Origin of the sequence: Rhodococcus sp. APC 3903, assembly GCF_030407755.1 — a bacterium.
In the GTDB taxonomy this organism is placed as follows: domain Bacteria; phylum Actinomycetota; class Actinomycetes; order Mycobacteriales; family Mycobacteriaceae; genus Rhodococcus_F; species Rhodococcus_F erythropolis.
The window spans coordinates 371,813-395,481 of the sequence record NZ_JASDCV010000001.1; the positions used below are offsets into that span (position 1 = coordinate 371,813).

The window sequence follows — 23,669 nt, forward strand, 5'->3', positions numbered from 1 at the left end:
TCGAGGTGCGCTGCCGCGCGCCGAAACGACTCCCACGAAGGACGGATGCATGAAGAAGTCGACACTCCGCACGGGAACGGTCGCTGCTCTGCTGACCGGAAGCGTCCTGTTGCTCTCCGCTGCCCCCGCCTCGGCCGACCCGGGGAGCCTCGGTAGCGGCGGCAGTAGCGGGAGCTCCGGCAGCCTGGGAAGCGCAGGAAGCATCAGCAGCGGATCAGCCGCCCTCCCCATTCCGAGTCCGGCAGGCCTGATCGCGCTGGCAGCAGCGAGCACTCAGACCGGAAAGCCCTACCAATGGGGCGGAGTCGGGCCGAACTCGTGGGACTGCTCGGGGCTGGTGCAATGGGCGTTTCGGCAGGCAGGAGTGAATCTGCCAAGGACCAGCCAACAGCAGGCCAACGTCGGACAGCCGGTTCCTCGGTGGGCCCTCGCGCCCGGCGATGTCATCACCTTCTACCCCGGTGCGACGCACGTCGGCATCTACGCCGGATTCGGAATGGTGTTCAACGCCTACGGAGTTGGTGTTCCGACCGGACTGACGCCGCTGGCGGATCTGCCGATCAACAACATCCGCAGGTTCTAGAACCTGCACAGAACCTTCACAAGTCCTCCCAGGTTCATCCACGAGGGCCGAATACAGTCAGTTCCATGAGTCAGCGAAGAGTGCTCGTGGTCGACGACGAGGTCAGTATCTGCGAGTCCATCGCAGCGAGGCTGCGTGCCGAGGGCTACGACGTCGAGTTGGCATTCGACGGTCCCAGTGCTGTGACCCGTTGCGAGCAGATGGATGCCGACCTAGTGGTGCTCGACGTGATGATGCCGGGATTCGACGGCCTCGAAGTCTGCCGCCGCATCCAGGCCGTGCGCCCGGTGCCCGTGCTGATGTTGACCGCTCGTGCCGATGAAACCGACATGCTGATCGGTCTCGGCGTCGGGGCCGACGATTATCTGAGCAAGCCGTTCAGCATGCGTGTCCTCGTCGCCCGTGTTCAGGCATTGCTTCGGCGCGCTGATCGTGCGGAGCACGCTGCTCGCCCGGTGGCCGACTTGCTCGAGTTCGGCGACGTCGTGATCGACCTGACCGAACGTCGAGTGCGTCGTGATACGCAGGAAGTCCACCTGACTCGCACCGAATTCGATCTCATCGCCTACCTGGCGGAGCGGCCGCGAGCGGCGATCCCGCGGGAGTCGCTGCTCGAGGAGATCTGGGGCTGGGGTGAGGGAGCGGGTAGTCGGACCGTCGACAGCCACGTCAAGGCTCTACGACGCAAGCTCGGACCTTCCGTGATCCGGACCGTTCACGGCGTCGGGTACGCCTGGGACGTGCCGCGATGAGCGGCGTCGACCGACTCTTTGCACGGTGGCCGCGGCCGCTGGACCCGATGCGATCGTTCAAAGTGAAGGTCGGCCTCCTGGTTGTCGCAGCGCTGTTGTTCGCCGCGGGCGGTTTCTGGCTGACGTCGCAACAACCGTTTCGTTTTGCTCTCCTGACGGCGTTGGTTGTCGCTCTCGGAGTTACACAAGTGCTCGCACACGGAATGACGTCACCGCTTCGCGAGATGACGGCCGCGGCGAAGGCGATGGCGCGCGGCGATTATTCGCGGCGGGTACGAGCGACTTCCCGCGACGAGGTAGGCGAACTCGCCCATGCGTTCAATCGGATGGCCGAGGACCTCGGGGCCGACGACCGGTACCGCCGCGAGTTGATCGGCAACGTCTCCCACGAATTACGGACGCCCATCACCGCTTTGCAAGCCATGCTCGAAAACGTTGTCGACGGTGTCGAAGAACCGGATCCGGCGATGATGAAATCGGCGTTGCGGCAGACGGAACGACTGGGAGCGCTGGTGGCCGACCTTCTCGACCTTTCGAAACTCGAGGGCGGCGCTATGCCGTTGAAGCGCCGCCGTTTCGAGGTCGAGCCGTTCCTACGTGAGCTGTCGAGTGTGAGTGCGGGCGACATCGAGATAGACGTCAAGCCTCCGCAATTGTCCGTGGTAGCCGATCCGGATCGCCTCCATCAGGTGGTGACCAACCTGGTGGACAACGCGGTTCAGCACGGGAACGTCGACACGAAAGTTGTCATCCGAGTACGTACCGGCAGTGCAGGGGAGTTGGTGCTCGATGTCCACGACGACGGCCCCGGCATCGAGCCACACGCCCGTGAGCGAGTGTTCGACCGCTTCATCCGCGGCGGATCGACCGACGGGGGTACCGGGCTGGGTCTCGCGATCGCGAAGTGGGCGGTCGAATTACATGACGGCAGGATCGCCGTCGTAGATGCCCCGTCGGGCTGCTGCATTCGAGTAGTGCTGCCGCAGAGCTGAATCAAAGTTTCCAACGAGATCGAGAGATCTCGCGATGGCGCGTGCCTTCATCAGGCATTCGCCCGTAGTTCCGAACCCGAAATTTGAACCCGAAACATGGGAGATCACATGAGCGCTCCAATAGTCATTCCACCGAAAGCACCGATACCGGTTGCAAAACCCAAGCGACCCAGCCGGTTCTGGCGTCCTGATCGCACGTCGATGGCCACCCGCTCGATGCTCGTCGGCGCGAGCAGCGTTGGGGCGCTGGCGGCCCTGATCCTCGATCCAGGGTTCGTGAGTATCGCGTACGTGATCGTCGGTGTCGGCGTGGTGATCGTGTTCGGGATTCTGACGCCGCCGCGGATGTCTACGACGCAGTGGGCCGCCGCGATGGGGATGCTCGCACTTCTGGGCGTTGCCGCCGTTCGGGGTGCGGAGTGGTTGGTGTTCCTCTGCGTCGTAGCTGCGTGGGTTCTGTTCACGTGGACTCTGATCGGCGGGCGGACGTGGACCGGAATACTTCTGGGAACGGTCGCTCCCTGGCGGGCACCCCACCGTACGGTCAACTTCGTTCGTCGTCGAAAACTTGCTACCCGCTCTGCTCCGCGGGTGCCGGCGGCGCGAGTTGTCGTCGTGAGCGCAGTGTCGATTCTTCTCCTGCTGATTTTCGGATCTTTGTTCGTGAGTGCGGATCCGGAGTTCGCGAAGATCTTCGGCGGCTTCGCTCCTGCCATCTCCGTGTCGAACCCGGGAGCACGGATCTTTGCCGGCGTCGTGATGGCGTTCGGCACGCTGGTTGCGGTGTACCTGCGTCGCAGAACGCCGACGGTGGACGCGTTTGCACCTGCGCCGGCGACGCCGTTGCCGATGTGGGAGTGGGCGGTCCCGCTCGGAGTGCTCAACGTGCTGTTCCTCGGTTTTGTTGCAGTACAGACGAAGACGCTGTTCGGGGGAGACGAGCACGTACAGGTGACCGATGGACTGACCTACGCGGACTACGCGCGTGAGGGTTTCTGGCAGCTCATGGCGGTTACCGTGCTGACGCTGCTCGTCATCGCCGTCGCAGTGCGGTACATCGACCGCCGCGACGCTGGATCGAGGCGTCTTGCCCGCGGACTGTTGGGTGCACTGTGCCTCTTCAGTCTGGTGATCGTGGCATCCGCTGTGCACCGGATGTGGTTGTACGAGAATCAGTACGGTTTCACGGTGCTCCGGGTCAGCGTCTTCGCGACAGAGCTGCTTCTGGGCTTCGTGTTCGTGTTGTTGCTCGTCGCAGGTATTCGGATGTCCGGGAAGTGGCTGCCCACAGCCGTTCTCGCCACTTCGGCCGTCGCGCTGCTGGCCTTCGCGGTGTTCAACCCCGATGCGTACATCGCGCAAAAGAACGTGGAGCGGTTCGAGGGCGGCAAGAGCATCGACGTTTCCTACTTGCACGGGCTCTCTGTCGACGCGGTACCTGCCTTGGATCGTCTACCGGAACCGCAGCGTTCATGTGCCTTGAGCAGATATCGATTCGGAGTGCCGGGTACCACTGCGCCCTGGGAGTTCAACGCTGCGCGTGAGAAGGCGCGCGACATCCTGGAAGCTCGCCCGGTGGGGCCGTGCCTGCAGATGTACACGGTCGGATAGACGCAGGGCGATTGTGCAGCCGCACGGCAGATATCGCGCGCGGCTGCACAATCGGCGAGCGTCGCCTGTTCGATCAGTGCACGGCGAGTGAGATTTTCTCCCGTTCCTCCGCGGACACCACGTCGCGGGTGGAGCGTAAGTCGATCGTCACGCTGTTGAGTTTGCCGCCGTAGCGGAACGTGCCCTTGTCCGCGAACTCTTCCGCGACCGGGCTTCCCCGGTTGATGCCGACGTCGAGCTGTTCGTTCATGCTGAAGATCGCCCGAGTGGTCTTCTCGATCCGGCCCTCGGAGACCACCTCGTCGTCGACGCTCAGGGTGGCGGTTCCGCCCTTGCCGATTCCGCCGCCGTCGTACTCGAAGTGGACGGACACCTCGCGCGCATCGGGTGCCAGCGGGTTGCGCCCACGCACGAAGGTCCGACCACCGCCGCTGAAGTTGTAGCAGTAGACGGGGACGGAATCGAGTATGTACAAAGCGAATCCGCCGAACCGGCCACCGAGGCTGACCAGCATGCCGTCGGCGACGCTACCCAGACTCGCGGTCAGCGTGTACGAGCGGTTGAAGAACGTCGGCGCGGCTTTCTCGACCAGACCGTTCATGTGTGGGTACAGCGTGAGGGTCTTGCGGCCCATCATCGGATGCGGGGGTCGTGATTCCGCGGTGGCGTGGCGACCGACCGTTCTGTCGTCCAGCGGCAACACCTGATATTTGGCCGCCTCGACGAGGAACTTTTCCTTGAGCCGGGCCAGGATCTCGGGATGCTCGTCCGCGAGATCGCGGGCCTGCGACCAGTCGACCGAGGTGTCGTACAGCTCCCAGCGGTCTTCGCTCATCGGTGTGAGCTCGAGGCCGTGAGTGGCCATCAGCCAGGGTGCGCGGTGGGCCGTGACTGCGGTCCAACCGTGATCGTAGATTCCGCGGTTGCCGAAGATCTCGAAATACTGTGTGGTGTGGCGCTCTTCGGCGTCGGGCTCGGCGAAGGTGTAGTTCATCGCCACGCCTTCCATCGGTTTCTGGGTGACCCCGTCGACGCTGGTCGGTGCCGGAATGCCGGCAGCTTCCAGGATTGTCGGCGTGATGTCGACGCAGTGATGCCACTGCTCCCTGATTCCTGGCTTGTCGATCCCCTTGGGCCAGTGGGCGATCAGACCGTTTCGGGTACCGCCGTAGTGGGACGCAACCTGCTTGGCCCACTGGTACGGGGTGTCGAGAGCCAGAGCCCACGACGCCGGATAGTGCGGGTAGCTGGTTTCGGTCCCCAATTCGTCGTAGCGCGCCAGTACGTCGGAGGACGCACTCTTGTAACCGTTGAGGCCGGCGAGGTAGTTGAACGAGCCCTCCATGCCGCCTTCCGCGGAGGCGCCGTTGTCACCCATCATGTAGAGCACCAGAGTGTTGTCGAGTACTCCCATTTCCTGCAACCGGTCGACGAGCCTGCCTACCTCTTCGTCGGTGTGCTCGAGAAATGCCGCGTACAACTCCATCAAACGGGCCGAGACCTTCTTCTGGTCGTCGTCGAGTTCGTCCCAGTGCGGGAGCCCCGGAGCCCAGGGGGCCAACTCGGTGTCAGGAGCGACGACGCCCAGTTCCTTCTGCTTTTGGAGGGTGATCTCACGTTGGCGATCCCACCCGTGATCGAATTCGCCGACGTACTTGTCCAGGTAGCGGTCCGGGACCTGGAGTGGAGCGTGGCACGCGCCGAAGGGGAGGTAGCAGAACCACGGCTTGTCCGGGTCCATCGTGTTGACGCCCTCGACCCATTCGATCGCGTGGTCGACGAGATCTTCGGACAGGTGGTAACCCTCCTGTGGCGTCTTGGGTAAGTCGACCATCGTGAAGTCCTCGTAGAGAACCGGGGTGAACTGATCGGACTCGGCACCGAGAAAACCGTAGAACTTGTCGAAACCCTCACGGACCGGCCACCGATCGAACGGCCCGGCAGCGGTGGTCTCCCACGTCGGGGTCTGGTGCATCTTGCCGAAAGCGCCCGTCGCATAGCCGTTTCCCTGCAGGACGCGTGCGACCGTGGCGGCAGAGGCAGGGCGGGTTCCGTTGTATCCCGGTGCCGCGTTGGCCATTTCGGAGATGACACCCATACCGACACTGTGGTGGTTGCGCCCGGTCAGTGTGGCGGCACGCGTCGGCGAGCACAGAGCCGTGGTGTGGAATCGGCTGTATTTCACGCCGGTTTCGGCCAAACGTTCGGCGGTGGGGGTGCGGCACGGGCCACCGAACGCGGAGGGTGCGCCGAATCCGACGTCGTCGATCATGATCAGCAGCACGTTCGGGGCCCCGGCCGGCGGGCGAAGCGGTTCCGCGCGGGTGTACGGGGGATTCTGATCGGGGTAGTACACGGCGGCCGCGACGTTCGGCGTCTCGGGAATGATCGGGATGGAATGGCGATTCACCAGCAGGCTCCTTGGCGTATGCAAAACCGGGTCGATTAAGCAGTCGTCTTAATCTGGAGCGTATCGATCGGAATTCAGTTGGCGGCGTAGGTCTCGCTGACTGGGACAATCACCCCTGTGAGTGGTTAAGGAGTCCCTGCACTCCCTAACCGCGCACAGGGGGTGGGTCTTGCGGAATTAAGACAGTGACTTATATGGTCGGTATATGCCCGCCTCGTTGGATGCCAAGAACGCCATGATCGCCGTCGCCGAGCGGATGTTCGCCGAGCACGGTATTCACGAAGTGTCCATGCGGGACGTGGCGACTGCGGCCGGGCAGCGCAACAACTCTGCAGTTCAGTATCACTTCGGCGGGCGAGACGGTCTGGTGCTGGCCGTATTCCGGCATCGGATGGATCAGATCAATGCAGCGCGACTGACGTATCTCGACGACGTCGACGCCAGTGGGCGGACCGATCTGGTCCGTGCTTTGGTCGAAGCCTTCCTGTACCCGCTGGCCGATTTCATGGCGACGGTCGACGGGTCCAACTATGCGCGGTTCATCGCGAGAATTTCACCGTCAGTAGATACACAGAGTGCTGAGTTTCGCGAGGTCAGTGAAGGAATCAACGAGGTAGTCGGCAGGTTGACGCGGGCGTTGCCGCATCTGCCCCGCCGCGTCGCGGTGGAACGGATCGATCTGACGTTCAACATGAGCGTCTCTGCTCTGGCCATCTTCGAGCAGCGCCGCGAAGACGAAAACCCCGTTGTGCAGGCAGATTTCGATACGACGGTGGATCATCTGGTCGATCTCGCGGTAGGAGCACTGACCGCGCCCCAAAGCGCACACAAACGCACACGAGCAAAGCGGGTGCACGCGTCGACTGACGTGTGACCCCGCGACACGACACGACAGGACGGAGTCATTCGATGGCTACCCTTACATCATCACGAACAGTCCAAATCGGCAATCACACAATCGAATTCGGACCACGCGGAATGAGGCGCAATCCGGAAGGCGTTGAATCGAGGCCGTACGAGCGGTTCACTCTGACACCCGTCACACCGTTCATCGGTGCCGAGATCAGCGATATCGACTTGCGTGATCCGTCGGAGGAGCAGATCGAGGACGTGCGTCGGGCCCTCCTCGAATGGAAGGTCGTGTTCTTTCGGGACCAGCCGATTTCGAGCTTGAATCATCGTGACTTCGCGGCCCATTGGGGTGAACTGGAGGTTCATCCACTTCTCCCGCAGGGAGAGGTCCCGGCAGTCGTCAGATTCGAACGCGGAGAGGACAGTCCAGGAACGGAGAACATCTGGCACGTCGACGTCACCTGGACGAAGACGCCGCCGCTCGGTTCAGTACTTCGGGCGATCGACGTACCGCCTGCCGGTGGTGACACGCTCTGGGCCGATATGGGTAACGCCTTCGACTGCCTCCCCGACGAGATCAAGGACTTGATCGACGGCAAGGACGCCATCCACGATTTTGTGCCGTCCTTCGGACGCGGCATGAGCCCGGAGAAGTTGGAGCAGATGAAGGAGCAGTACCCGCCGGTTCTGCATCCGATGGTGCGTAAGCATCCGGAGACCGGGCGTAAGACTCTGTTCGTCAACAGCCTCTTCACCACCCACATTCCGGATATGGATCCTGTCGAAGGCAACGATCTGCTCAACCTGCTGTTCGCGCAGGTCAAGGTCCCGGACTTCCAGTGCCGCTTCAAGTGGGCGCCGAATTCCATTGCCTTCTGGGACAACCGGGCCACCCAGCACTACGCTGCGAGCGACTACTTCCCGCATCGCCGCGTCATGGAGCGGGTGGCCATCCTGGGGGACCGGCCCTTCTGATCTACTCCTGCGGAATGCGGATGATGCACCGGAAGCCGACGTGGCAGGTCGAGGACTCCTCGGATTCGCCCTGCCGCGCGGCGGGGCGATATCGCAAGCAGTAGTTCGGTGCACACAGATGTGAGCCGCCTTTGATCACCCGTCGTGCGTAGGGTTCGCCGGCCAAGGCCTCGGTGGCGAACTCCGCGCGGGGATTGCGAGGAATGCAGCACGACGAGGCCGGCGCGACGTTCTTGGAACTGTGGGCGTGGTCGGACGTGTAGTGATCGGCCGTCCATTCCCACACGTTCCCGGCCATGTCGAGCAGTCCGTAGCCGTTGGGCCGGAACTTTCCGACCGGAGCGGTGCGCTCGTACCCGTCCTCGAGCAGGTTCTCCCAGGGGAACTGGCCCTGCCATACGTTGCCACCGGGCCGCCCGCCCGGAGAGTCGTGATCGCCCCACACGTAGGCCTGGCGATCGAGTCCGCCGCGGGCGGCAAACTCCCACTCGGCCTCGGTCGGGAGTTCCTTGCCGGCCCACGCGGCGTAGGCCTGGGCGTCGAAGTACGACACGTGGGTGACGGGGTGCCGTTCACGTCCCCCGATGTTGCTGTCGGAGCCCTCGGGATGGCGCCAATCGGCGCCGGGAGTGAACGACCACCACCGGGTGTAGTCGTCGAGTGAAACCGGGCCGGGTGGCGAATTGAAGACCAACGATCCCGGGACGAGGAGGGCTGGATCGGCGTCGGGATAGTCGGCGGCATCCGGGGCGATTTCAGCAGTGGTGACGTGGCCGGTTGCCTTCACGAAGCGTCGGAACTCGGCGACTGTCACCGCCGTCGTGTCCATCCAGAATCCGTCGACGGTGACCTGGTGAACTGGGCGTTCTTCCGGATAGAAGTCTTCGGAGCCCATCCAGTACGTCCCACCCGGGATCAAAGACATGTTCTTCGGGGGAGTTGCCGTGGAGTGAGGCGTCGTCATGAATTCAAGAATGGCACGTTGATCACGCCGATGTGGGGAGAGTCCCACCTGGTGCCCTCGGCAGGATTCGAACCTGCGACCCTTCCTTTAGGAGAGGAATGCTCTATCCCCTGAGCTACGAGGGCGGGGAGCGTACCGGCAAGCGCTGAAAACCCTGTGCTGCCGGGGTTTTCGCTTCCCGATACTGCTGTTGCATCCGCTCGACCTGTCGGCACGAAGCCTCGGGCGTCACAGCTGCGCTAGTCAGTGTAGCGGCCCGCCGACGAGGTCGCGAAGTCGACGGTATCGCCGGGTGCAAGCAGGAGCCGAACCGATCGCACTGATCGCAATGGTGGTCACTGCGGTGCAGGCACGGCATGGTGCGGGAATGACCCGCAGAATCCGCTTCAACGCCTTTGCCATGAACTGCGTCGCCCACCAATCGCCAGGTCTGTGGCGTCACCCGGAGGACCAGTCGTCCAGGTACACGGATCTGAGGTACTGGACGGAATTGGCGAAGCTCCTCGAACGTGGACGATTCGACGGGCTGTTCCTGGCCGATGTGTTGGGAACATACGACGTGTACGGCGGCAATCACGACGCAGCGCTGCGGCAGGGCGCGCAGGTACCGGTCTCGGACCCGCTACTGCTGGCGTCGGCGATGGCTGCCGTGACCGAGCACTTGGGCTTCGGTATCACCGCAGGTACAGCTTTCGAGCATCCGTACCCGTTCGCTCGGCGCTTGAGCACCCTCGACCACCTGACGAACGGGCGAATCGGGTGGAACGTGGTCACCGGATACCTCCCGTCGGCCGCACGGAACATGGGCGAGGACGACCAACTCCAGCACGACGATCGCTACGACCACGCGGACGAGTACCTCGAAGTCCTCTACAAGTTGTGGGAAACGTCGTGGGAAGACGACGCGGTGGTGCGTGACAGAACCACCGGGGTCTACACGGACCCCTCCAAGGTTCATCCGATCGAGCACGAAGGCAAGCACTTCACGGTTCCGGGCATCCACATCTCCGAACCTTCTCCGCAGCGGACGCCGGTCATCTTCCAGGCCGGCGCGTCGCCACGCGGGGTTCGGTTCGCCGCCGAGAATGCCGAGGCGATCTTTGTGGGTGCACCGACAAAGGCGATTCTCAAAGACACCGTTGCCCGAATCCGAAACGAACTGACGAAGGTCGGGCGCGATCCGTACTCGGCCCGCATCTACACACTGTTGACGATCATCACCGACCGAACCCCCGAGTTGGCCCAGGCGAAGCTCGAGGACTACCGCAGCTACGCGAGTAGCGAAGGCGCGCTCGTTTTCACCTCGGGGTGGATGGGAATTGATCTCTCCGGATACCGAGCGGACGAGCCGATCGGGAACGTCGAGAGCAACGCCATTCAATCCGCGGTCGCATCGTTTCGTCAGGCGGACGAGAAGGGCGGCGAGTGGACGGTGGGAGACATCGCGGAGTGGGCGGGTATCGGCGGGCTGGGCCCGATCGTCGTCGGTTCCGGCGAGGAGGTCGCCGACGAGTTGCAGGAGTGGGTCGCCGAGACCGACGTCGACGGCTTCAATCTCGCGTACGCGGTGACTCCTGGAACCTTCGAAGACATTGTGGAGCATGTGATTCCGGAGCTGACGAGGAGGGGCGCCTACCAGAGCGACTACGAAGCGGGGACGCTGCGCAACAAATTGTTCGGGCGAGGGGACAGACTGCCGCTCGAACACCGAGGCCGGAGCTTCGACCGGATCCGCACTGCCGGCTGAGTGGGGATCTCAGGACCAGCCGGGCCCCGGCACGTGCACCGAGGTGGTGAGGTCGATCGCCTCGATGTCCGAAGACCTCAGTTCCTCACCACACGCACTACAACCCAGCCTTGCTTCGAACCGCTTTCCACACGCCTTGTGATGGAGAACGATGTCCGGACCGTCCGCGGATCTGAACCAGCGCTGACCCCACGAGATCATGCACATCACGACGGGGAAGTACGCGGTTCCCTTGTCGGTGAGTCGATACTCCGACCACTGTGGGCGATCCGGAAGCGGCCGCGTTTCCATCACACCGATCTCGGTGAGGTGCTTCAACCGATCGGCGACGATTGCCGGCGGCGCACCGGTGATCTCGGCGAACTCTCCGTAGCGACGGGCACCTCGGAAAGCTGCCCCGATGATCGCTGCCGACCAGCGATTGCCGACGAGTTCCATCGTGTGAGCCAGGATTTCCGGTCGGCGTTCGGACTTGGTGGAGCGGCGCCTCGACGTTGCTTCGGGCACACTGCGTGAGAAGTCCCCACTCGGCCCCATTCGGGAGTCCAGGGATCGCACGTCCACGTCCTCGCCGCACTCCTTGCAACGCAGGATCGGAGTGAAGTCGTTTCCGCAGGTGCTGTGCCGCAGCGGCGGTAGTGGCGCGATTTCATTCGGTGCCCACAGCTTCTCCCACGACCACATCGTGATGAGGACCGGCCAGATCGACTGGCCTTTGCGAGTGACCGAGTATTCGTGCCTCGGCGGGTTCTGCTGGTACTCCCGGCGCTCGAGCATTCCGCCGGCCGTCAGGACTGCCAACCGTGAGGACAGCACCGAGTTGGAGATTCCCCCGAGAGCCAGCCAGTCGTTGTATCGACGCGACCCCAAAAGGGCGAACCGCAGAATCCAGAGGTTCCACTCGTCTCCCAGTAGCCCGAGCGTGACCGCCAGTGCGTTGGGTCCGCCCGCAGGCAACTCGGTGACGCCCACCGACGGCGTGGGTGTCGGAGATCCGGCCGACGCCGAAGATCCGGTTGCATTCACTCGTACCACCCCGAAATCATAGGCCGCGAACCCTGCGGCACCGCGAGACCGTACCGAGTGGTCTGCAGAAAGAGTCGGGAATCACTCGATACGGGCAATGAGTAACGCTTCCTGGGTGATTTGGCAGATCTGGAGTCCGGACTGATCGAAGACCGCGGCATTCACGACTGCTCTGCCGGCATGAGCAGTGGGTGTCGAATGCTCGAAGAGGAGCCACTCGTCCGCTCGCACGGGACGCTGAAACCACATCGTGTGATCGAGGGACACGCCCGTCCAATCCGTATCGAGCGAGTGCTCCTGCCCGATGTCGTAGCCGTGCGGAGTCAGCGCGGTTGCCATCAGCATCAGATCACTGGCATAGGCGAGAGCAGCGACGTGAATCAGCGGATCGTCGCTCAGTCGCTGAGCCGAACGCATCCAGATGTTGCGCGGAGGCGCCGCCGAATGCGTCGTGGGGGACTGCGAATCGAGGGGGGACACACGAATCTCGATGGCGGAGAACTCCTCCCACAACTCACCCAGCCCGCCGTCTGCCTCGGCCAACTCCTGCAACGTCACGCACTCAGCGGGCGGGAGTGCGGCGGGTACGGCGCGACTGTGAGTGATGCCCTCGTCGATCGAGGAAGCAGAGACCGTCGAACGGCAGACGAGTCGTCCGTCCTGGTGGACGTCGACGCCTCTGGTGGACAGGCGTTTTCCATCCCGAAGGCGATCTACCGAGAACTCGGTCGCGCGATTCGTCGACCCTGGGCGAAGGAAGTGCGTGTGGACGGAACTGATCGCTTTGCCGTCGGTAACCGTGTGCCCGGCTGCGAGAATCGACTGGGCTACCAGTTGGCCGCCGAACAATTGAGGTAGACGAACACCGTCGTTCGACCCCTGCCACCGGTCCTGGCCGGTCGATTCCAGATCGAAGACGTCAGCGAGACCACTCGTGGGGGCGCTCACGACGCGTGGTTTCGTGCCGGACGGGGTGGACGGGGAAAGAAGCCACTGGTCCGGGCGACGTAGTCGTCGTAGGCCTGGCCTTTGCTCTTGCGCATGCCTCGTTCGAGCAAGGCCTTACCGCTGTAGCTCACCAGTAGTTTGATCATGACGATCGGCGAGACGATCGTGATCAGCGCCAATGGATCACCAAGTGCGAGGATGAACAGTCCGACCCAGACACATGCGTCACCGAAGTAGTTGGGATGCCGGGTCCAGGCCCAGAGTCCACGATCCATCACCATTCCCGAATTGGCCGGATCTGCCTTGAAGCGGGAAAGTTGGTAGTCGCCAACCGATTCGAAGACGAAGCCGACGGTCCAGACTGCGATGCCGATCGCACCGAGGACTCCGAGGGCGCGAAACTCGTACATCGCGAACTGGACGGGCAGCGACACCACGAGAATGAGGACGCCCTGGAGGCCGTAGATTTTGCGAATCAGGAACGGAACCAGCGGTCCCTGTTGATGTTTGAGCAGGGCAGTGTAGCGCTTGTCCTGCCCGTGCCCACGGTTTCGGAAACCGATGTAGAGGCCGAGTCGCATTCCCCACACCACGGTCAGTGCCAGCACCACGAGGCGACGCAGATCGTTGCCGTCCGATCCGATGGACGTCAGGTACGAGACGACGGCGACGACGGCGAAGCCAGGCCCCCAACAGATGTCGATGATCGAGTGATTGTTCATCCGGATGGCTACGGCCATCACGACTGCGATGAAGACGAGCACGGCGAGTGCGCTCACACCGAAGTTCAGTGCAAGGTCGCCCAATGGGATGTCGGTCATGTGCGCGCTTTCTGATTGTGGTGGTCGAGCAGTTCGGAAGCGAAGTCCGCGAAGGCTTCCTGTGCGCTCGGATAGGTGTGCGGAGTGCCGAGCCGGCTGGTCACGAGCAGTGCGTCGAGCGCTTTGGCATCGAGTTCTGTTGTGGTGGGCAAGAATTCGGTCGAGCCCTCGACGGAGTCGGCCGAACGCACTCCGTTACCTGCCGTGACGATCACCTGCCCGTTGGTTGTGGACTCGGGATCGACGAGGGCAGTGACCACCGGGGCTACCAGGTCGGCCCCCATGATGTCGATGAATCGTGGGTCCATTCCGGACTCGGTCATCTGCGTAGTGGCATAGGGCAGTACGACATTGGTGAACACATTGTGACTCGCACCTTCGCCGGCCGCGGTGCGGCCCAGTGCGATGACGGCACCCTTACTGGCGGCGTAGGCGGATACGGTGGGTTCGCCGTGCAGTCCTGCGGTCGAGGCAATCATCACGATGCGCCCGAATCCGGCTTCGCGCATCACTCGGGAGGCTTCAGCGGCAACCAGCGCGGTCCCGACGACGTTTGTCGTGATGACGGTGCTGAGGTTCTCGGCGGTGGTGCGATGGAGCATCTGTGGACCGCTGACCGCGGCACTGGTGATGCAGAAATCGAGTCGTCCGAACCGAGTGAGAGCGTCGTCCACCAACTTTCGACCGACCTCGGGGTCGGTGACGTCGTCGTGGTTGGCGACGGCGTGGCCACCGGCTTCGAGGATTTCGTCGACGACCTGATCTGCAGGGCCCCGGCCGCTCCCGTCGAGTGTGCGATTTCGATTGTTGACGATCACCGTGACCCCTCGGCTCGCGAGATGCAGTGCGACGGCACGGCCGAGGCCCTTACCCCCTCCCGTGACGACGGCAACGCGGCCCGAGAGTGAACTGGCGGTCACGAGGCGATCCGTTCGACGAGCACCGCGACTCCGACACCGGCGGCGCCGCTGACCGCGGCCACACCGTAGCGTCCGTCGCTCCGTACCAGTTCGTCGACACACGCGCCGACGAGAATTGCTCCGGTGGCACCGAATGCATGGCCCATCGCCATCGTGCCTCCGTTGGGGTTCATGCGGTCCGGCCCGGCGTCAAGATCGCGGCGGAACCGTAGGCAGAGCGCGGAGAAGGCCTCTGCGAACTCGAACACGTCGATGTCCTGTGGACGAAGCCCGGCTCGAGCGATGACTGCCTCCACGGCGCTCTGGCCCGCAGTGAGCATGAGAACCGGATTCACCGAAGTCGAGGCGGATCCGATGATCCGTGCGCGAGGGGTCAGGCCGGCTCTGGCCGCGGCTTTCTCGGATCCGAGGAGTAGTAGTGCTGCGCCGTCGGCCATGGCGGGAGAGGATCCGACGGTGTGCAGGTGTTCGATCTTGCCGACCTCAGGGTAGGCGGCGAGCGCGAGTGCATCCTGACCGGCGGCGCCGAGCCCTTCGAAGGCCGGAGGCAGCGCTGCGAGTCCCTCTGCCGTCGTCTCTGCCCTGACCAGTTCGTCGTGCGCGATTCCGGCTTCACCATTTCTGCCGGGAACGGGCACAACGGACCGCTCGAATGCGCCGTTGCGCCAGGCCTCGGCAGCCTTGTGCTGGGTTTCGACGCCGTACGCATCCAACTCGTCGCGGGAGTACCCCTCGATCGTGGCATTCAAGTCGGCGGCAACACCCATATGGATGGAGCCGATCTGCGCGATGGTTGCCGGGTCGATCCACAGCGGTCCGCGATCACTGAACATCGGAGTGCGGGAGACGCTTTCGACGCCACCGGCCACGACGAGGGAGACGTCGTCGCTGCGAATGCGGGCTGCGCTCTGGCCGACTGCGTCGACGCCGGATGCGCAGAAACGATTGAGGGTCGCGCCGGGAACGGAATCGCCCCAACCGGCAAGGAGTGCGGCAGTTCTCGCGATGTTCGCGCCCTGCTCGTCCACCTGCGATGCGCAACCGAGAACGACGTCGTCGATCTGTTCTGCGGCGAGGTTCGTTCGACCCTGCAAAGCCTTGGCCAGGTGGACGACAAGATCGACTGGGCTGTGTTCGTGGAGGGCACCTCGCGTCGATGCTCGGCCGCGCGGTGTGCGCACGTAGTCGAGGACAAAGGCATCAGTCATTTTCAACCCTTCAATTAGTAGAGTTACTCTGCTAGTTGTAGTACGGTTGCGATGAAATTACAAACCGCCGATGCACGGGTATCTCGGTGACGTCACCGATGCCGGATCGGCAAGGGGAGAGGTCATGACTGTTTCGAACATTTGGATTCTCGGCGGGTACCAATCCGACTTCGCACGGAACTTCACCCGTGAGGAACTCGATTTCGCGAACCTTGCCGAAGAGGTGGTGAACCACACCCTGGCCGCGGCGAAGGTTCCTGCCGCCGACATCGAGGTGATCCACGTCGGTAATGCCTTCGGTCAATTGTTTGCCGGCCAAGGTCAGCTGGGTGCGATGCCCGCCACCGTGCATCCAGATCTATGGGGTGTGCCCTCGTCCCGGCACGAGGCGGCGTGCGCATCGGGCAGTATCGCCGTACTCGCCGCGATGGCAGACCTGCGCGCCGGCAACTACGACGCGGCTCTGGTGATGGGTATCGAACTGGAGAAGACGGTTCCGGGTGATGACGCGGCCGGACATCTGGGCGCTGCAGCCTGGGTCGGACACGAAGGTCAGGAAGCAAAATTCATGTGGCCGTATATGTTCGATCGTGTGTCGAAGGAGTACGGGCGGCGCTACGGGATCGACGAATCTCACCTTCGCGCGATCTCGCAGATCAATTTCGCGAACGCGAAGAACAACCCCAATGCACAGACACGCGGTTGGGCGGTACCCGATCTGCTCGGGAATGCAGGCGGCGACGACGCCACCAATCCTGTTGTGGAAGGCGGTGTTCGACGATTCGATTGCAGCCAGGTGACCGACGGTGGCGCCGGGGTTGTGCTGGTGACGGACAAGTACCTCCGTGAGCATCCTGATGCCGCGGCGACTCCGCTGGCCCAGATCGCGGGCTGGGGTCACCGGACTGTTGGTTTAGGTCTCGAGCAGAAGCTGGCCCGCGACGCCGATAATCCCTACGTGATGCCACACGTTCGGGATGCGGTGATGGATGCCTTCTCCCGGGCCGGAGTCGACCTGGCCGGGATAGACGGGATCGAAACACATGATTGTTTCACAGCGAGTGAGTATCTCGCGATCGACCACATCGGTTTGACCGCGCCCGGCGAGTCGTGGAAAGCCATCGAGAGTGGTGACATCGCCATGGGCGGCAAGCTACCGATCAACCCCAGCGGCGGTCTGATCGGCGGTGGTCATCCGGTGGGTGCCAGTGGTGTTCGAATGCTTCTCGACGCGGCCCATCAGGTGACGGGAAAGGCCGGCGGTTTCCAAGTCGAGGGTGCGAGCCGCTTTGCGACGCTCAACTTCGGTGGAAGTACGGCCACCACCGTCAGTTTTGTCGTCGACGCAGTTTCCTGAAAGTGCAGCCCAGCCTTTCCCCATCAGTCGAAAAGAGAATTCCATGGACGTCGAAATCGTAGGCAAGTTGTTGTCCACCCTTCCCGCCGATGACGATCACCCGTATCGCACCGGCCCGTGGCAACCCCAGACCACCGAGTTCAAAGCGGACAACCTCGAAGTCGTATTCGGTGAGGTTCCGAAAGACCTCGACGGTGTCTACCTGCGCAACACCGAGAATCCGCTCCATCCCTCGATGAAGGCTTATCACCCGTTCGACGGCGACGGAATGATTCACATCGTGGGCTTTCGTGACGGAGAGTCGTTCTACCGCAATCGATTCGTACGGACTGACGGGTTGGCGGCCGAGCAGGATGCCGGCGGCGCCTTGTGGGCCGGACTCGCCGAGTCTCCCAAACTCAGTCGCCCCGAGGGCGGCAAGGGTGCGCGCACCCGGATGAAGGACGCGTCCAGCACCGACGTCGTCGTTCACCGGGGGACTGCTCTCACCAGCTTCTACCAGTGCGGAGATCTGTATCGTCTCGATCCGATGTCGGCGGAGACACTCGGAAAGGAAAGCTGGAACGGCAAGTTCCCCTTCGAATGGGGTGTGTCCGCGCATCCGAAGGTGGACGACAAGACCGGAGAAATGCTGTTCTTCAACTACAGCAAGGAAGCGCCGTACATGCACTACGGCGTCGTGGACTCGGCCAACGAGTTGGTCCACTACGTCGACGTCCCGCTTCCCGGTCCGCGCTTGCCACACGACATGGCCTTCACGGAGAACTACGCGATCCTCAACGACTGCCCCTTGTTCTGGGATCCGGTTCTACTGGAGAAGGGTGCGCACGTCGCGAATTTCCATCCCGATATCCCGCTCCGTCTCGGAGTCATCCCACGCCGCGGAAACACCGCTGACATCAAGTGGTTCGAGGCCGATCCGACCTACGTCCTGCACTTCGTGAACGCCTACGAAGAGGGGGACGAGATTGTTCTGGACGGTTTCTACCAGGGTGATCCGGAGCCGTCGGACAACGGTATGGGCAATCAGTGGGAGCGCGCCTTCCGTTTCCTCGCTCTCGATCGCATGCAGACCCGGCTTCACCGCTGGCGTTTGAACCTGGTCACCGGAGCCACGCGTGAAGAGCAACTCAGTGACTCGATCACCGAATTCGGCATGATGAACGGCAATTTCGCGGGTGAGAAGTACCGATACGCCTATGCGGCTTCTGGTAAGCCGTCGTGGTTCCTGTTCGACGGCTTGGTCAAACACGACCTGCTGACGGGGAACGAGGAACGATTCTCCTTCGGTGACGGCGTGTATGGAAGCGAGACCTCGATGGCACCACGCGTGGGTGGTACCGCCGAAGACGACGGCTATCTCATCACGTTGACCACCGACATGAACGAGGACGCGTCCTTCTGCCTGATCTTCGACGCTGCCCGCGTCGGAGACGGACCATTGTGCAAACTTCGCCTTCCCGAACGGATTTCGAGTGGCACCCACTCGACGTGGGCGCCGGGTGCCGAGCTCCGACGCTGGCAGAGTGCCGACACCGCAGCCGAAGCGGTCGGACTGTGACGGGCACGCACGACGCGGGCACGTGGGAGATCCTGCGGCAGGTGGTGATCGGTGCACGAGACCTGGACAAGACCGGTCAACAATTACGTGAAGCGTTGAATCTGGCACCAGGATTCGCAGATCCGCTGCTCGAAGACATCGGTTTGGCCGACGAGACCTTGGCCGTCGGGCCGCAGGCATTTCTCGAGATCGTCGCACCGCTCGACGAGACGGTCTCGCTGGCGAGATGGATCCGCAAGGGCGGAGGGGAGGGCGGCTATGCACTCTCGATCCAGGTTTCGAACATCGAGCCCTATCTGGAACGTGCAGCTGCGGCCGATGTTCGGACGGTGGCAGATCTCGAGGCCTACGGTCACCGGATCGTCCAACTTCATCCCGGTGATCTCGGACTGCTCGTAGAACTAGACGAGATTCCCGACGCCGACGAGTGGTTCTGGGACCAGACGGAGAAGGAGGTTTCACTCGATCCACGGGTCGACGACATTCTCGGCGTCGACGTGTCCTCTCCCGATCCGGCCAAGACGGCGGCGCTGTGGGCCGAAGTGTTCGGCAAGAAACTGGATTCGGCGCGATCACTCTCGATTGCGCTGGGGTCGCGCGCCGTGTCGTTCGTTCCGGGCGAGCGGTCGATGCTCAGTGCGGTCGATCTGGCGGCGTCGATCGGAGCGAACACCGTCGAGCCCGGCCTGATCGTCGGCGGCGTCGAATTCCGGATTCACCCAGGCTGAGCGAGCTTCACATCGAACGACAGAAATCGGGGCCGATCGCTCAAAGCGACCGGCCCCGAATTCTTGTCATGGACTCAAGCGAAGTCCTGTCGCAGACGAGTCTTGAGAAGCTTCCCACTCGCGTTGCGTGGCAGTTCCTCGATGAACTGAACTGCACTGGGGCACTTGAAGTGCGCCAGTCGCTCGCGTGACCACTCGATGATCTCAGCTTCGGTGACAGCCGAATCGCCCGAACGAACGACCACCGCAATGGGAGTCTCACCCCACCGATCGGAGTGAATGCCGACTACCGCGACCTCCCGGATGTCGGGGTGGCCGGAGAGAACGCTCTCCACCTCGGCGGGATAGACGTTCTCACCGCCGGAGACGATCATGTCCTTGAGGCGGTCGTGGAGGTAGAGATACCCGTCCTCGTCGAACGATCCGCCGTCTCCTGTTCGGAGCCAGTCGCCGTCCAACATGGTGGCCGCAGTGGCTGCCTCGTTGCGCCAGTAGCGCCTCATGACGTGTGCGCCGCCGATGACCACCTCGCCGCGGGTACCGACCGGGACGTCTTCGAGCGTCACGGGATCGACGATGCGGATGGGTACGCCGAACATCGGTTGCCCGACGGACTTCAACCGATGCGCGGTCGACTCGTCGGTCGCCCGATGATCTTCGGGGGTCAGCATGGTGACGCCGCCAGTCGACTCGGTGAGTCCGTAGGCCTGCAGGAAACTGCATCCGAAAACCTTGGTGGCGTCCTGTAACAGGGGTAGCGGCATGGGCGCCGCTCCGTAGACCAGGAACTGCAGGGCACTCCAATCCGCCTCGCGTACAGCAGGAAGGGAGGTGAGGACGCTGATCACCGCGGGAACAGCGACCGCATGAGTCACCCGGTACTCCTGCATCAGCGCCACCAGCTCCAGCGGACCGGCGATGGTCTTGAGAAGTAGAGCGCCACCGCCGAGCGTCGTGACGAGAGCGAGACCCAGCCCCGCCACATGGAAGAACGGGACCGGGCACATGGCCACGGAATCGGTGTCGAGATCGAGCAGGTGATACATGGTCGCGAGGGCGCGGCCGAGGTTCGCGCCGGTGAGTTCGATTCCCTTGGGGTGGCCGGTGGTTCCCGACGAGTAGAAGATCAGCGCGGTATCGTCGGGAAGGCGTGACACTCCTGGGTCGTCGTCCCCTGCACCGGAGAGCCAGTCGTTCCACGAGACCGAGTTTGCGGAACCGTCCACCGTGACGACGGTCCGGACGCTACCGACCGCCGCGGCGACGTCGGAGAGGCCCTCATCGCCTGCTCCGAGTACGACGACGGTCGGCTCGCTGTTGCTCAGGATGTAGTCGACCTCGCCCGGTGCCAGCCGATTGTTGACGGCCGTCAGAATCGAGCCCATCTTCGAAGATCCGTACAGGACGGAGAGGAAAGACGGTGCATTGGCGCCGATGTACGCCACCCGGTCACCTGTTCGAACACCATCGCGCAGAAGTGCATTCGCGACACGATTTGCTTCGATGTCCAGCTCGCGAAAACTGGTACGGCCGTCATCGGAGATGACGGCGGTGCTCTCCGGACTGGCAATCGCCCGGCTGCGCAGCAAGTCTTCGAGATTCTGCACGGGGCGACCATCGGGTAGGAGCGCGTTCACAGAAGGTTCGCGGGTGGCGGGTTCACGGGTGGCAGTCGAACCTACGGCCGTCGGCTGAGTGGTCATGCTGAATGCTCCAATCTGAAGGGGGCAAAGACAGGGGGTTCGAAAATGCCTGTGGGAGCGGCGAGTACATGCTCGACGGCGCGTAGTGCCGGGCCCGCAGTGATGAACTGACCGGCGGTTGTCCGGCTGTTCGGATCTTGTGGTTCGACGAGATTGACGGTCATCACGATCTCGGGTTTGCCGTACAGGTGGACTTCCCACTGATCGCGCCCCGCGTATTCCTCACGATCGGGTTCCATGGTCCAGATGATGGCCAGAGTGAGGAACTGCTTTCCGTCGACCATTGCGTGCCAGCGCCATTCGGTGGTTCCGACGGATCCGGCGGCGATGCGTCCGGCGGCCACGTCGAGATCCGTTCGCGCCGCAACGACCCTGTGATCGGATACGACCTCGTCGTAGGTGATCCCCAGACGTTCGCACATGAACGCGATGGTCTCCAGATACAGCGACGCGTACAGCGAGGGCAACGGCCCGGTTCCGTCCAGTTCCTCCGGGGGCGAACCCATTCCCATGACGGTGAACGCGAAGTCGGGGTCAGGCATGCCGCGAGCGTCGAGCACCTCGTCGATCGTGATGCGGTCCAGTTCGATCGATGTTCCCGTCAGAGCCAACGCCAATCGCTCACCGATGACGCCCGGGCTCACTCCGACGCCGAAGAGCGTCGAATCGCCTTCCTTACATGCTTGGGCGAACATGTGCTCGCGCTCGGTGCCGTGTGCGCGGGGGAAGTGCTGCCCGGCCGTCGTGATCACGTTGATCCCGGCGCGCAGCAGACGGCACAAATCGTCGTCGTGGCGTTCGTACGGAATCTGCAAACGCGGACTGTGGATGAGAACCTGGGGGCGCGAGCGGATGATCTCGTCCACGTCGCGTGTGGCGATCACGCCCGTCGGTGCGCGTCTGGCTATGTCGCCGGCATCGCGCCCGGCCTTGGCATCGCTGTAGACGTACAGGCCGACCAACTCGAGGTCGGGACGATCGATGATTCCGCGGAGCGCGGTCTTGCCGATGGCGCCGGTCGCCCACTGGGCAACACGAATCGGATCGCTCATGATCGAGTGGTCAGTTCGCCGGCGAAGAGGAGCTTGCCCAGTCCGCGTTCGTACCGAATCGGGTCTCGAGCCAGACGCGCACGGGCGTCGATTGCCATGAAATCGGTGTCGCACGTCCACTCGCCGCGTTGCATGGCGGCGAGTCCGGTCGCGGCGATGTCGAGGGGATTTTCCTTGTGGCCCTGCACGTGTGAAGCCATGCGGGTGTCGACACTGCCGACGATCAACGAGGTGACGGTGATGCCGTGCGGTTCGAGTTCGGCACGGGCGATGCCGCCGAGCGACAGAGCAGCCGCCTTGGCCGGTGAATAGCCGCCCATGAAGGCGGTTGGTGCGATTGCGGCGACTGACAAGACGTTGACTATCGATCCACCGCCGCGGGCGGCGAGGACCGGCGCGAAGGCTCGGATCATCGTCAGCGGTCCGAAGTAGTTGACCTCCATCTCGGCGCGAGCGGCCTCTCGGTCGTCGGCCTCGATCAGCCGATTCCCGGTGAACAGCCCGGCGTTGTTGACGACGACCGAGGTGTCACCGCACGCCGCGGCGGCAGTGTCGACGAGTCCTGGATCGGTGACGTCGAGTTCGACGATGTGCGCACCGGTGGCTCGGAGCTCGGCCGGCACCTCGTCGGGATTTCTCACCCCCGCATAGATTTTGGCTGCGCCCATCAACTTCGCCTGTTGGACGAAGGCCAACCCGAGGCCTCGATTGGCGCCGGTGACGAGGACGGTCGCACCCTCGACCGGAGTTCCGCGAAAGGTTGTCATGAGTTCTCCTGTGTCTGTCGGGTGTAGATGAGGTCGTCGGGGAATTTCTTGCTCTTCTTCAATGACGTTTCAGGCGCGAGCATCCCGAAGATCCAGCCTTCGGCTGTGGCCATGTCGTGGTTCCAGTCCCACCGCAGTGCGCGGTGGCGGATTCCCCACCTGCCGTCCTCGAAACCGAAGCGGTCGATCAGGCGCGCCGCGGTGAGTGTGTCGGCTATTCCGTCCGAGGTCTTGATTCGTGCGAAGGCAAGCACGTAGGACTCGACGTGTGCTGTATCCCCGTCGAGTTCGACCAAGACGTTGGTCATTGCGTGGGTGGTCAGCGATCGTGGGTGGGTGATGGCCCCGGCGATGTGGTCGATGTAGTCGTCGGCGGTGCCGGTGAAGACACCCCCGTGGTCTTCGGTTGCGCCGGGCAGATAACACCGCCTGGCGTCCTCGACGTCGCCGCGGTCTGCGGCTCGGAGGAAACGAGCCAGAACCTCGTAGATTTCCTGCTTGGCGACGAGAGCGTCGACCGGGCTGTAGTCCCTGACGTCTGGGCCCCCGCCGCTGTCGACTGCGTGAATGTTGTTGGACCTCACGATGATGTCCCTTCTCGGCTCCGGATCGGGGGCCGCACGTTGACGGAGTGCCTCTGTTTACTGTAGTAATCTCTATCACACTGTTAATTGAAGTGTCACGAGGAGGTG

Annotated in this window: 21 protein-coding genes and 1 tRNA gene; 10 read left to right on the forward strand and 12 right to left on the reverse strand. The window is 63.1% G+C overall.

The features are described from left to right. Positions 1–49 precede the first annotated feature (49 nt). The 4 genes from QMA15_RS01825 (at position 50) to QMA15_RS01840 (ending at position 3,938) form a co-directional block, all read left to right on the forward strand. Positions 50–583, forward strand: a complete 534-nt coding sequence (locus QMA15_RS01825; RefSeq protein ID WP_029255974.1) for an NlpC/P60 family protein — start codon at positions 50–52, stop codon at positions 581–583. Between the two features lie 65 nt (positions 584–648). Beyond that, on the forward strand, positions 649–1,335 hold the full coding sequence (locus QMA15_RS01830; protein ID WP_020908708.1) for a response regulator transcription factor: 687 nt from the start codon (positions 649–651) through the stop codon (positions 1,333–1,335). Continuing rightward, positions 1,332–2,327: a HAMP domain-containing sensor histidine kinase gene (locus QMA15_RS01835; protein WP_020970416.1), complete on the forward strand. Its 996-nt coding sequence runs from the start codon at positions 1,332–1,334 to the stop codon at positions 2,325–2,327. Before QMA15_RS01830 ends, QMA15_RS01835 begins: the two co-directional genes overlap by 4 nt. 108 nt (positions 2,328–2,435) lie before the next feature. Next, positions 2,436–3,938 (forward strand): DUF4173 domain-containing protein, encoded by a 1,503-nt coding sequence (locus QMA15_RS01840; protein WP_290283597.1) that lies wholly within the window; start codon positions 2,436–2,438, stop codon positions 3,936–3,938. Positions 3,939–4,011: 73 nt separating this feature from the next. Here QMA15_RS01840 and QMA15_RS01845 read toward each other — a convergent pair whose 3' ends face one another. Further along, positions 4,012–6,348 carry an arylsulfatase gene (locus QMA15_RS01845; RefSeq protein WP_290283598.1) on the reverse strand — a complete coding sequence of 779 codons (2,337 nt, stop codon included), beginning with the start codon at positions 6,346–6,348 and terminating at the stop codon, positions 4,012–4,014. Between the two features lie 205 nt (positions 6,349–6,553). Here QMA15_RS01845 and QMA15_RS01850 point away from each other — a divergent pair, with 205 nt between their 5' ends. Together QMA15_RS01850 and QMA15_RS01855 are read left to right on the forward strand one after the other, a co-directional pair. Then, the gene (locus QMA15_RS01850; RefSeq protein ID WP_021332258.1) at positions 6,554–7,222 is read left to right on the forward strand and encodes a TetR family transcriptional regulator; all 669 of its coding nucleotides are present in this window, start codon (positions 6,554–6,556) and stop codon (positions 7,220–7,222) included. A 35-nt stretch (positions 7,223–7,257) separates the two neighbouring features. Then, positions 7,258–8,175: a TauD/TfdA family dioxygenase gene (locus QMA15_RS01855; protein WP_029255969.1), complete on the forward strand. Its 918-nt coding sequence runs from the start codon at positions 7,258–7,260 to the stop codon at positions 8,173–8,175. 1 nt (position 8,176) lies between these two features. Here the strand turns inward: QMA15_RS01855 and QMA15_RS01860 are convergent, their stop codons facing one another. Both QMA15_RS01860 and QMA15_RS01865 read right to left on the reverse strand, forming a co-directional pair. Next, positions 8,177–9,139: a formylglycine-generating enzyme family protein gene (locus tag QMA15_RS01860; RefSeq protein WP_069146427.1), complete on the reverse strand. Its 963-nt coding sequence runs from the start codon at positions 9,137–9,139 to the stop codon at positions 8,177–8,179. Positions 9,140–9,188: 49 nt separating this feature from the next. Beyond that, positions 9,189–9,264: transfer RNA gene (locus tag QMA15_RS01865), tRNA-Arg, on the reverse strand. 242 nt (positions 9,265–9,506) lie between these two features. On the opposite strand from QMA15_RS01865, the gene QMA15_RS01870 reads away from it, so the two are divergent. Then, positions 9,507–10,886: an LLM class flavin-dependent oxidoreductase gene (locus QMA15_RS01870; protein WP_167343333.1), complete on the forward strand. Its 1,380-nt coding sequence runs from the start codon at positions 9,507–9,509 to the stop codon at positions 10,884–10,886. A gap of 9 nt (positions 10,887–10,895) precedes the next feature. Here the strand turns inward: QMA15_RS01870 and QMA15_RS01875 are convergent, their stop codons facing one another. From QMA15_RS01875 to QMA15_RS01895, 5 genes are all read right to left on the reverse strand, one after another. Next, positions 10,896–11,912 (reverse strand): helix-turn-helix domain-containing protein, encoded by a 1,017-nt coding sequence (locus QMA15_RS01875; RefSeq protein WP_290283600.1) that lies wholly within the window; start codon positions 11,910–11,912, stop codon positions 10,896–10,898. 81 nt (positions 11,913–11,993) lie between these two features. Next, positions 11,994–12,860, reverse strand: coding sequence for an acyl-CoA thioesterase domain-containing protein (locus tag QMA15_RS01880; protein WP_290283601.1), 867 nt, complete (start codon positions 12,858–12,860; stop codon positions 11,994–11,996). Continuing rightward, positions 12,857–13,681: a DUF1295 domain-containing protein gene (locus QMA15_RS01885; protein WP_019744815.1), complete on the reverse strand. Its 825-nt coding sequence runs from the start codon at positions 13,679–13,681 to the stop codon at positions 12,857–12,859. Before QMA15_RS01885 ends, QMA15_RS01880 begins: the two co-directional genes overlap by 4 nt. Beyond that, positions 13,678–14,601, reverse strand: a complete 924-nt coding sequence (locus tag QMA15_RS01890) for an SDR family NAD(P)-dependent oxidoreductase (protein WP_290283602.1) — start codon at positions 14,599–14,601, stop codon at positions 13,678–13,680. Before QMA15_RS01890 ends, QMA15_RS01885 begins: the two co-directional genes overlap by 4 nt. Then, complete coding sequence (locus tag QMA15_RS01895) at positions 14,598–15,809, reverse strand: acetyl-CoA C-acyltransferase (RefSeq protein ID WP_047890093.1); 1,212 nt, start codon at positions 15,807–15,809, stop codon at positions 14,598–14,600. The genes QMA15_RS01890 and QMA15_RS01895 overlap by 4 nt, the downstream gene beginning before the upstream one ends. A gap of 124 nt (positions 15,810–15,933) precedes the next feature. Between QMA15_RS01895 and QMA15_RS01900 the strand changes: the two genes are divergently transcribed. The 3 genes from QMA15_RS01900 to QMA15_RS01910 are packed head-to-tail and all read left to right on the forward strand — an operon-like array spanning position 15,934 to position 19,455. Continuing rightward, on the forward strand, positions 15,934–17,166 hold the full coding sequence (locus tag QMA15_RS01900; protein ID WP_290283603.1) for an acetyl-CoA acetyltransferase: 1,233 nt from the start codon (positions 15,934–15,936) through the stop codon (positions 17,164–17,166). A gap of 43 nt (positions 17,167–17,209) precedes the next feature. Beyond that, positions 17,210–18,727: a carotenoid oxygenase family protein gene (locus tag QMA15_RS01905; protein ID WP_019744811.1), complete on the forward strand. Its 1,518-nt coding sequence runs from the start codon at positions 17,210–17,212 to the stop codon at positions 18,725–18,727. Continuing rightward, entirely contained in the window at positions 18,724–19,455 is a 732-nt protein-coding gene (locus QMA15_RS01910) for a hypothetical protein (RefSeq protein ID WP_047890091.1), read from the forward strand. The genes QMA15_RS01905 and QMA15_RS01910 overlap by 4 nt, the downstream gene beginning before the upstream one ends. Before the next feature lie 74 nt (positions 19,456–19,529). Here the strand turns inward: QMA15_RS01910 and QMA15_RS01915 are convergent, their stop codons facing one another. The 4 genes from QMA15_RS01915 to QMA15_RS01930 are packed head-to-tail and all read right to left on the reverse strand — an operon-like array spanning position 19,530 to position 23,561. Beyond that, the gene (locus tag QMA15_RS01915) at positions 19,530–21,158 is read right to left on the reverse strand and encodes a long-chain-fatty-acid--CoA ligase (RefSeq protein WP_092763071.1); all 1,629 of its coding nucleotides are present in this window, start codon (positions 21,156–21,158) and stop codon (positions 19,530–19,532) included. Then, positions 21,155–22,210, reverse strand: a complete 1,056-nt coding sequence (locus QMA15_RS01920) for a dihydrodipicolinate reductase (RefSeq protein WP_290283605.1) — start codon at positions 22,208–22,210, stop codon at positions 21,155–21,157. Before QMA15_RS01920 ends, QMA15_RS01915 begins: the two co-directional genes overlap by 4 nt. Next, on the reverse strand, positions 22,207–22,977 hold the full coding sequence (locus tag QMA15_RS01925) for an SDR family oxidoreductase (RefSeq protein ID WP_080909148.1): 771 nt from the start codon (positions 22,975–22,977) through the stop codon (positions 22,207–22,209). The genes QMA15_RS01920 and QMA15_RS01925 overlap by 4 nt, the downstream gene beginning before the upstream one ends. Beyond that, the gene (locus QMA15_RS01930) at positions 22,974–23,561 is read right to left on the reverse strand and encodes a nuclear transport factor 2 family protein (protein WP_019744806.1); all 588 of its coding nucleotides are present in this window, start codon (positions 23,559–23,561) and stop codon (positions 22,974–22,976) included. Before QMA15_RS01930 ends, QMA15_RS01925 begins: the two co-directional genes overlap by 4 nt. Positions 23,562–23,669: the final 108 nt, after the last annotated feature.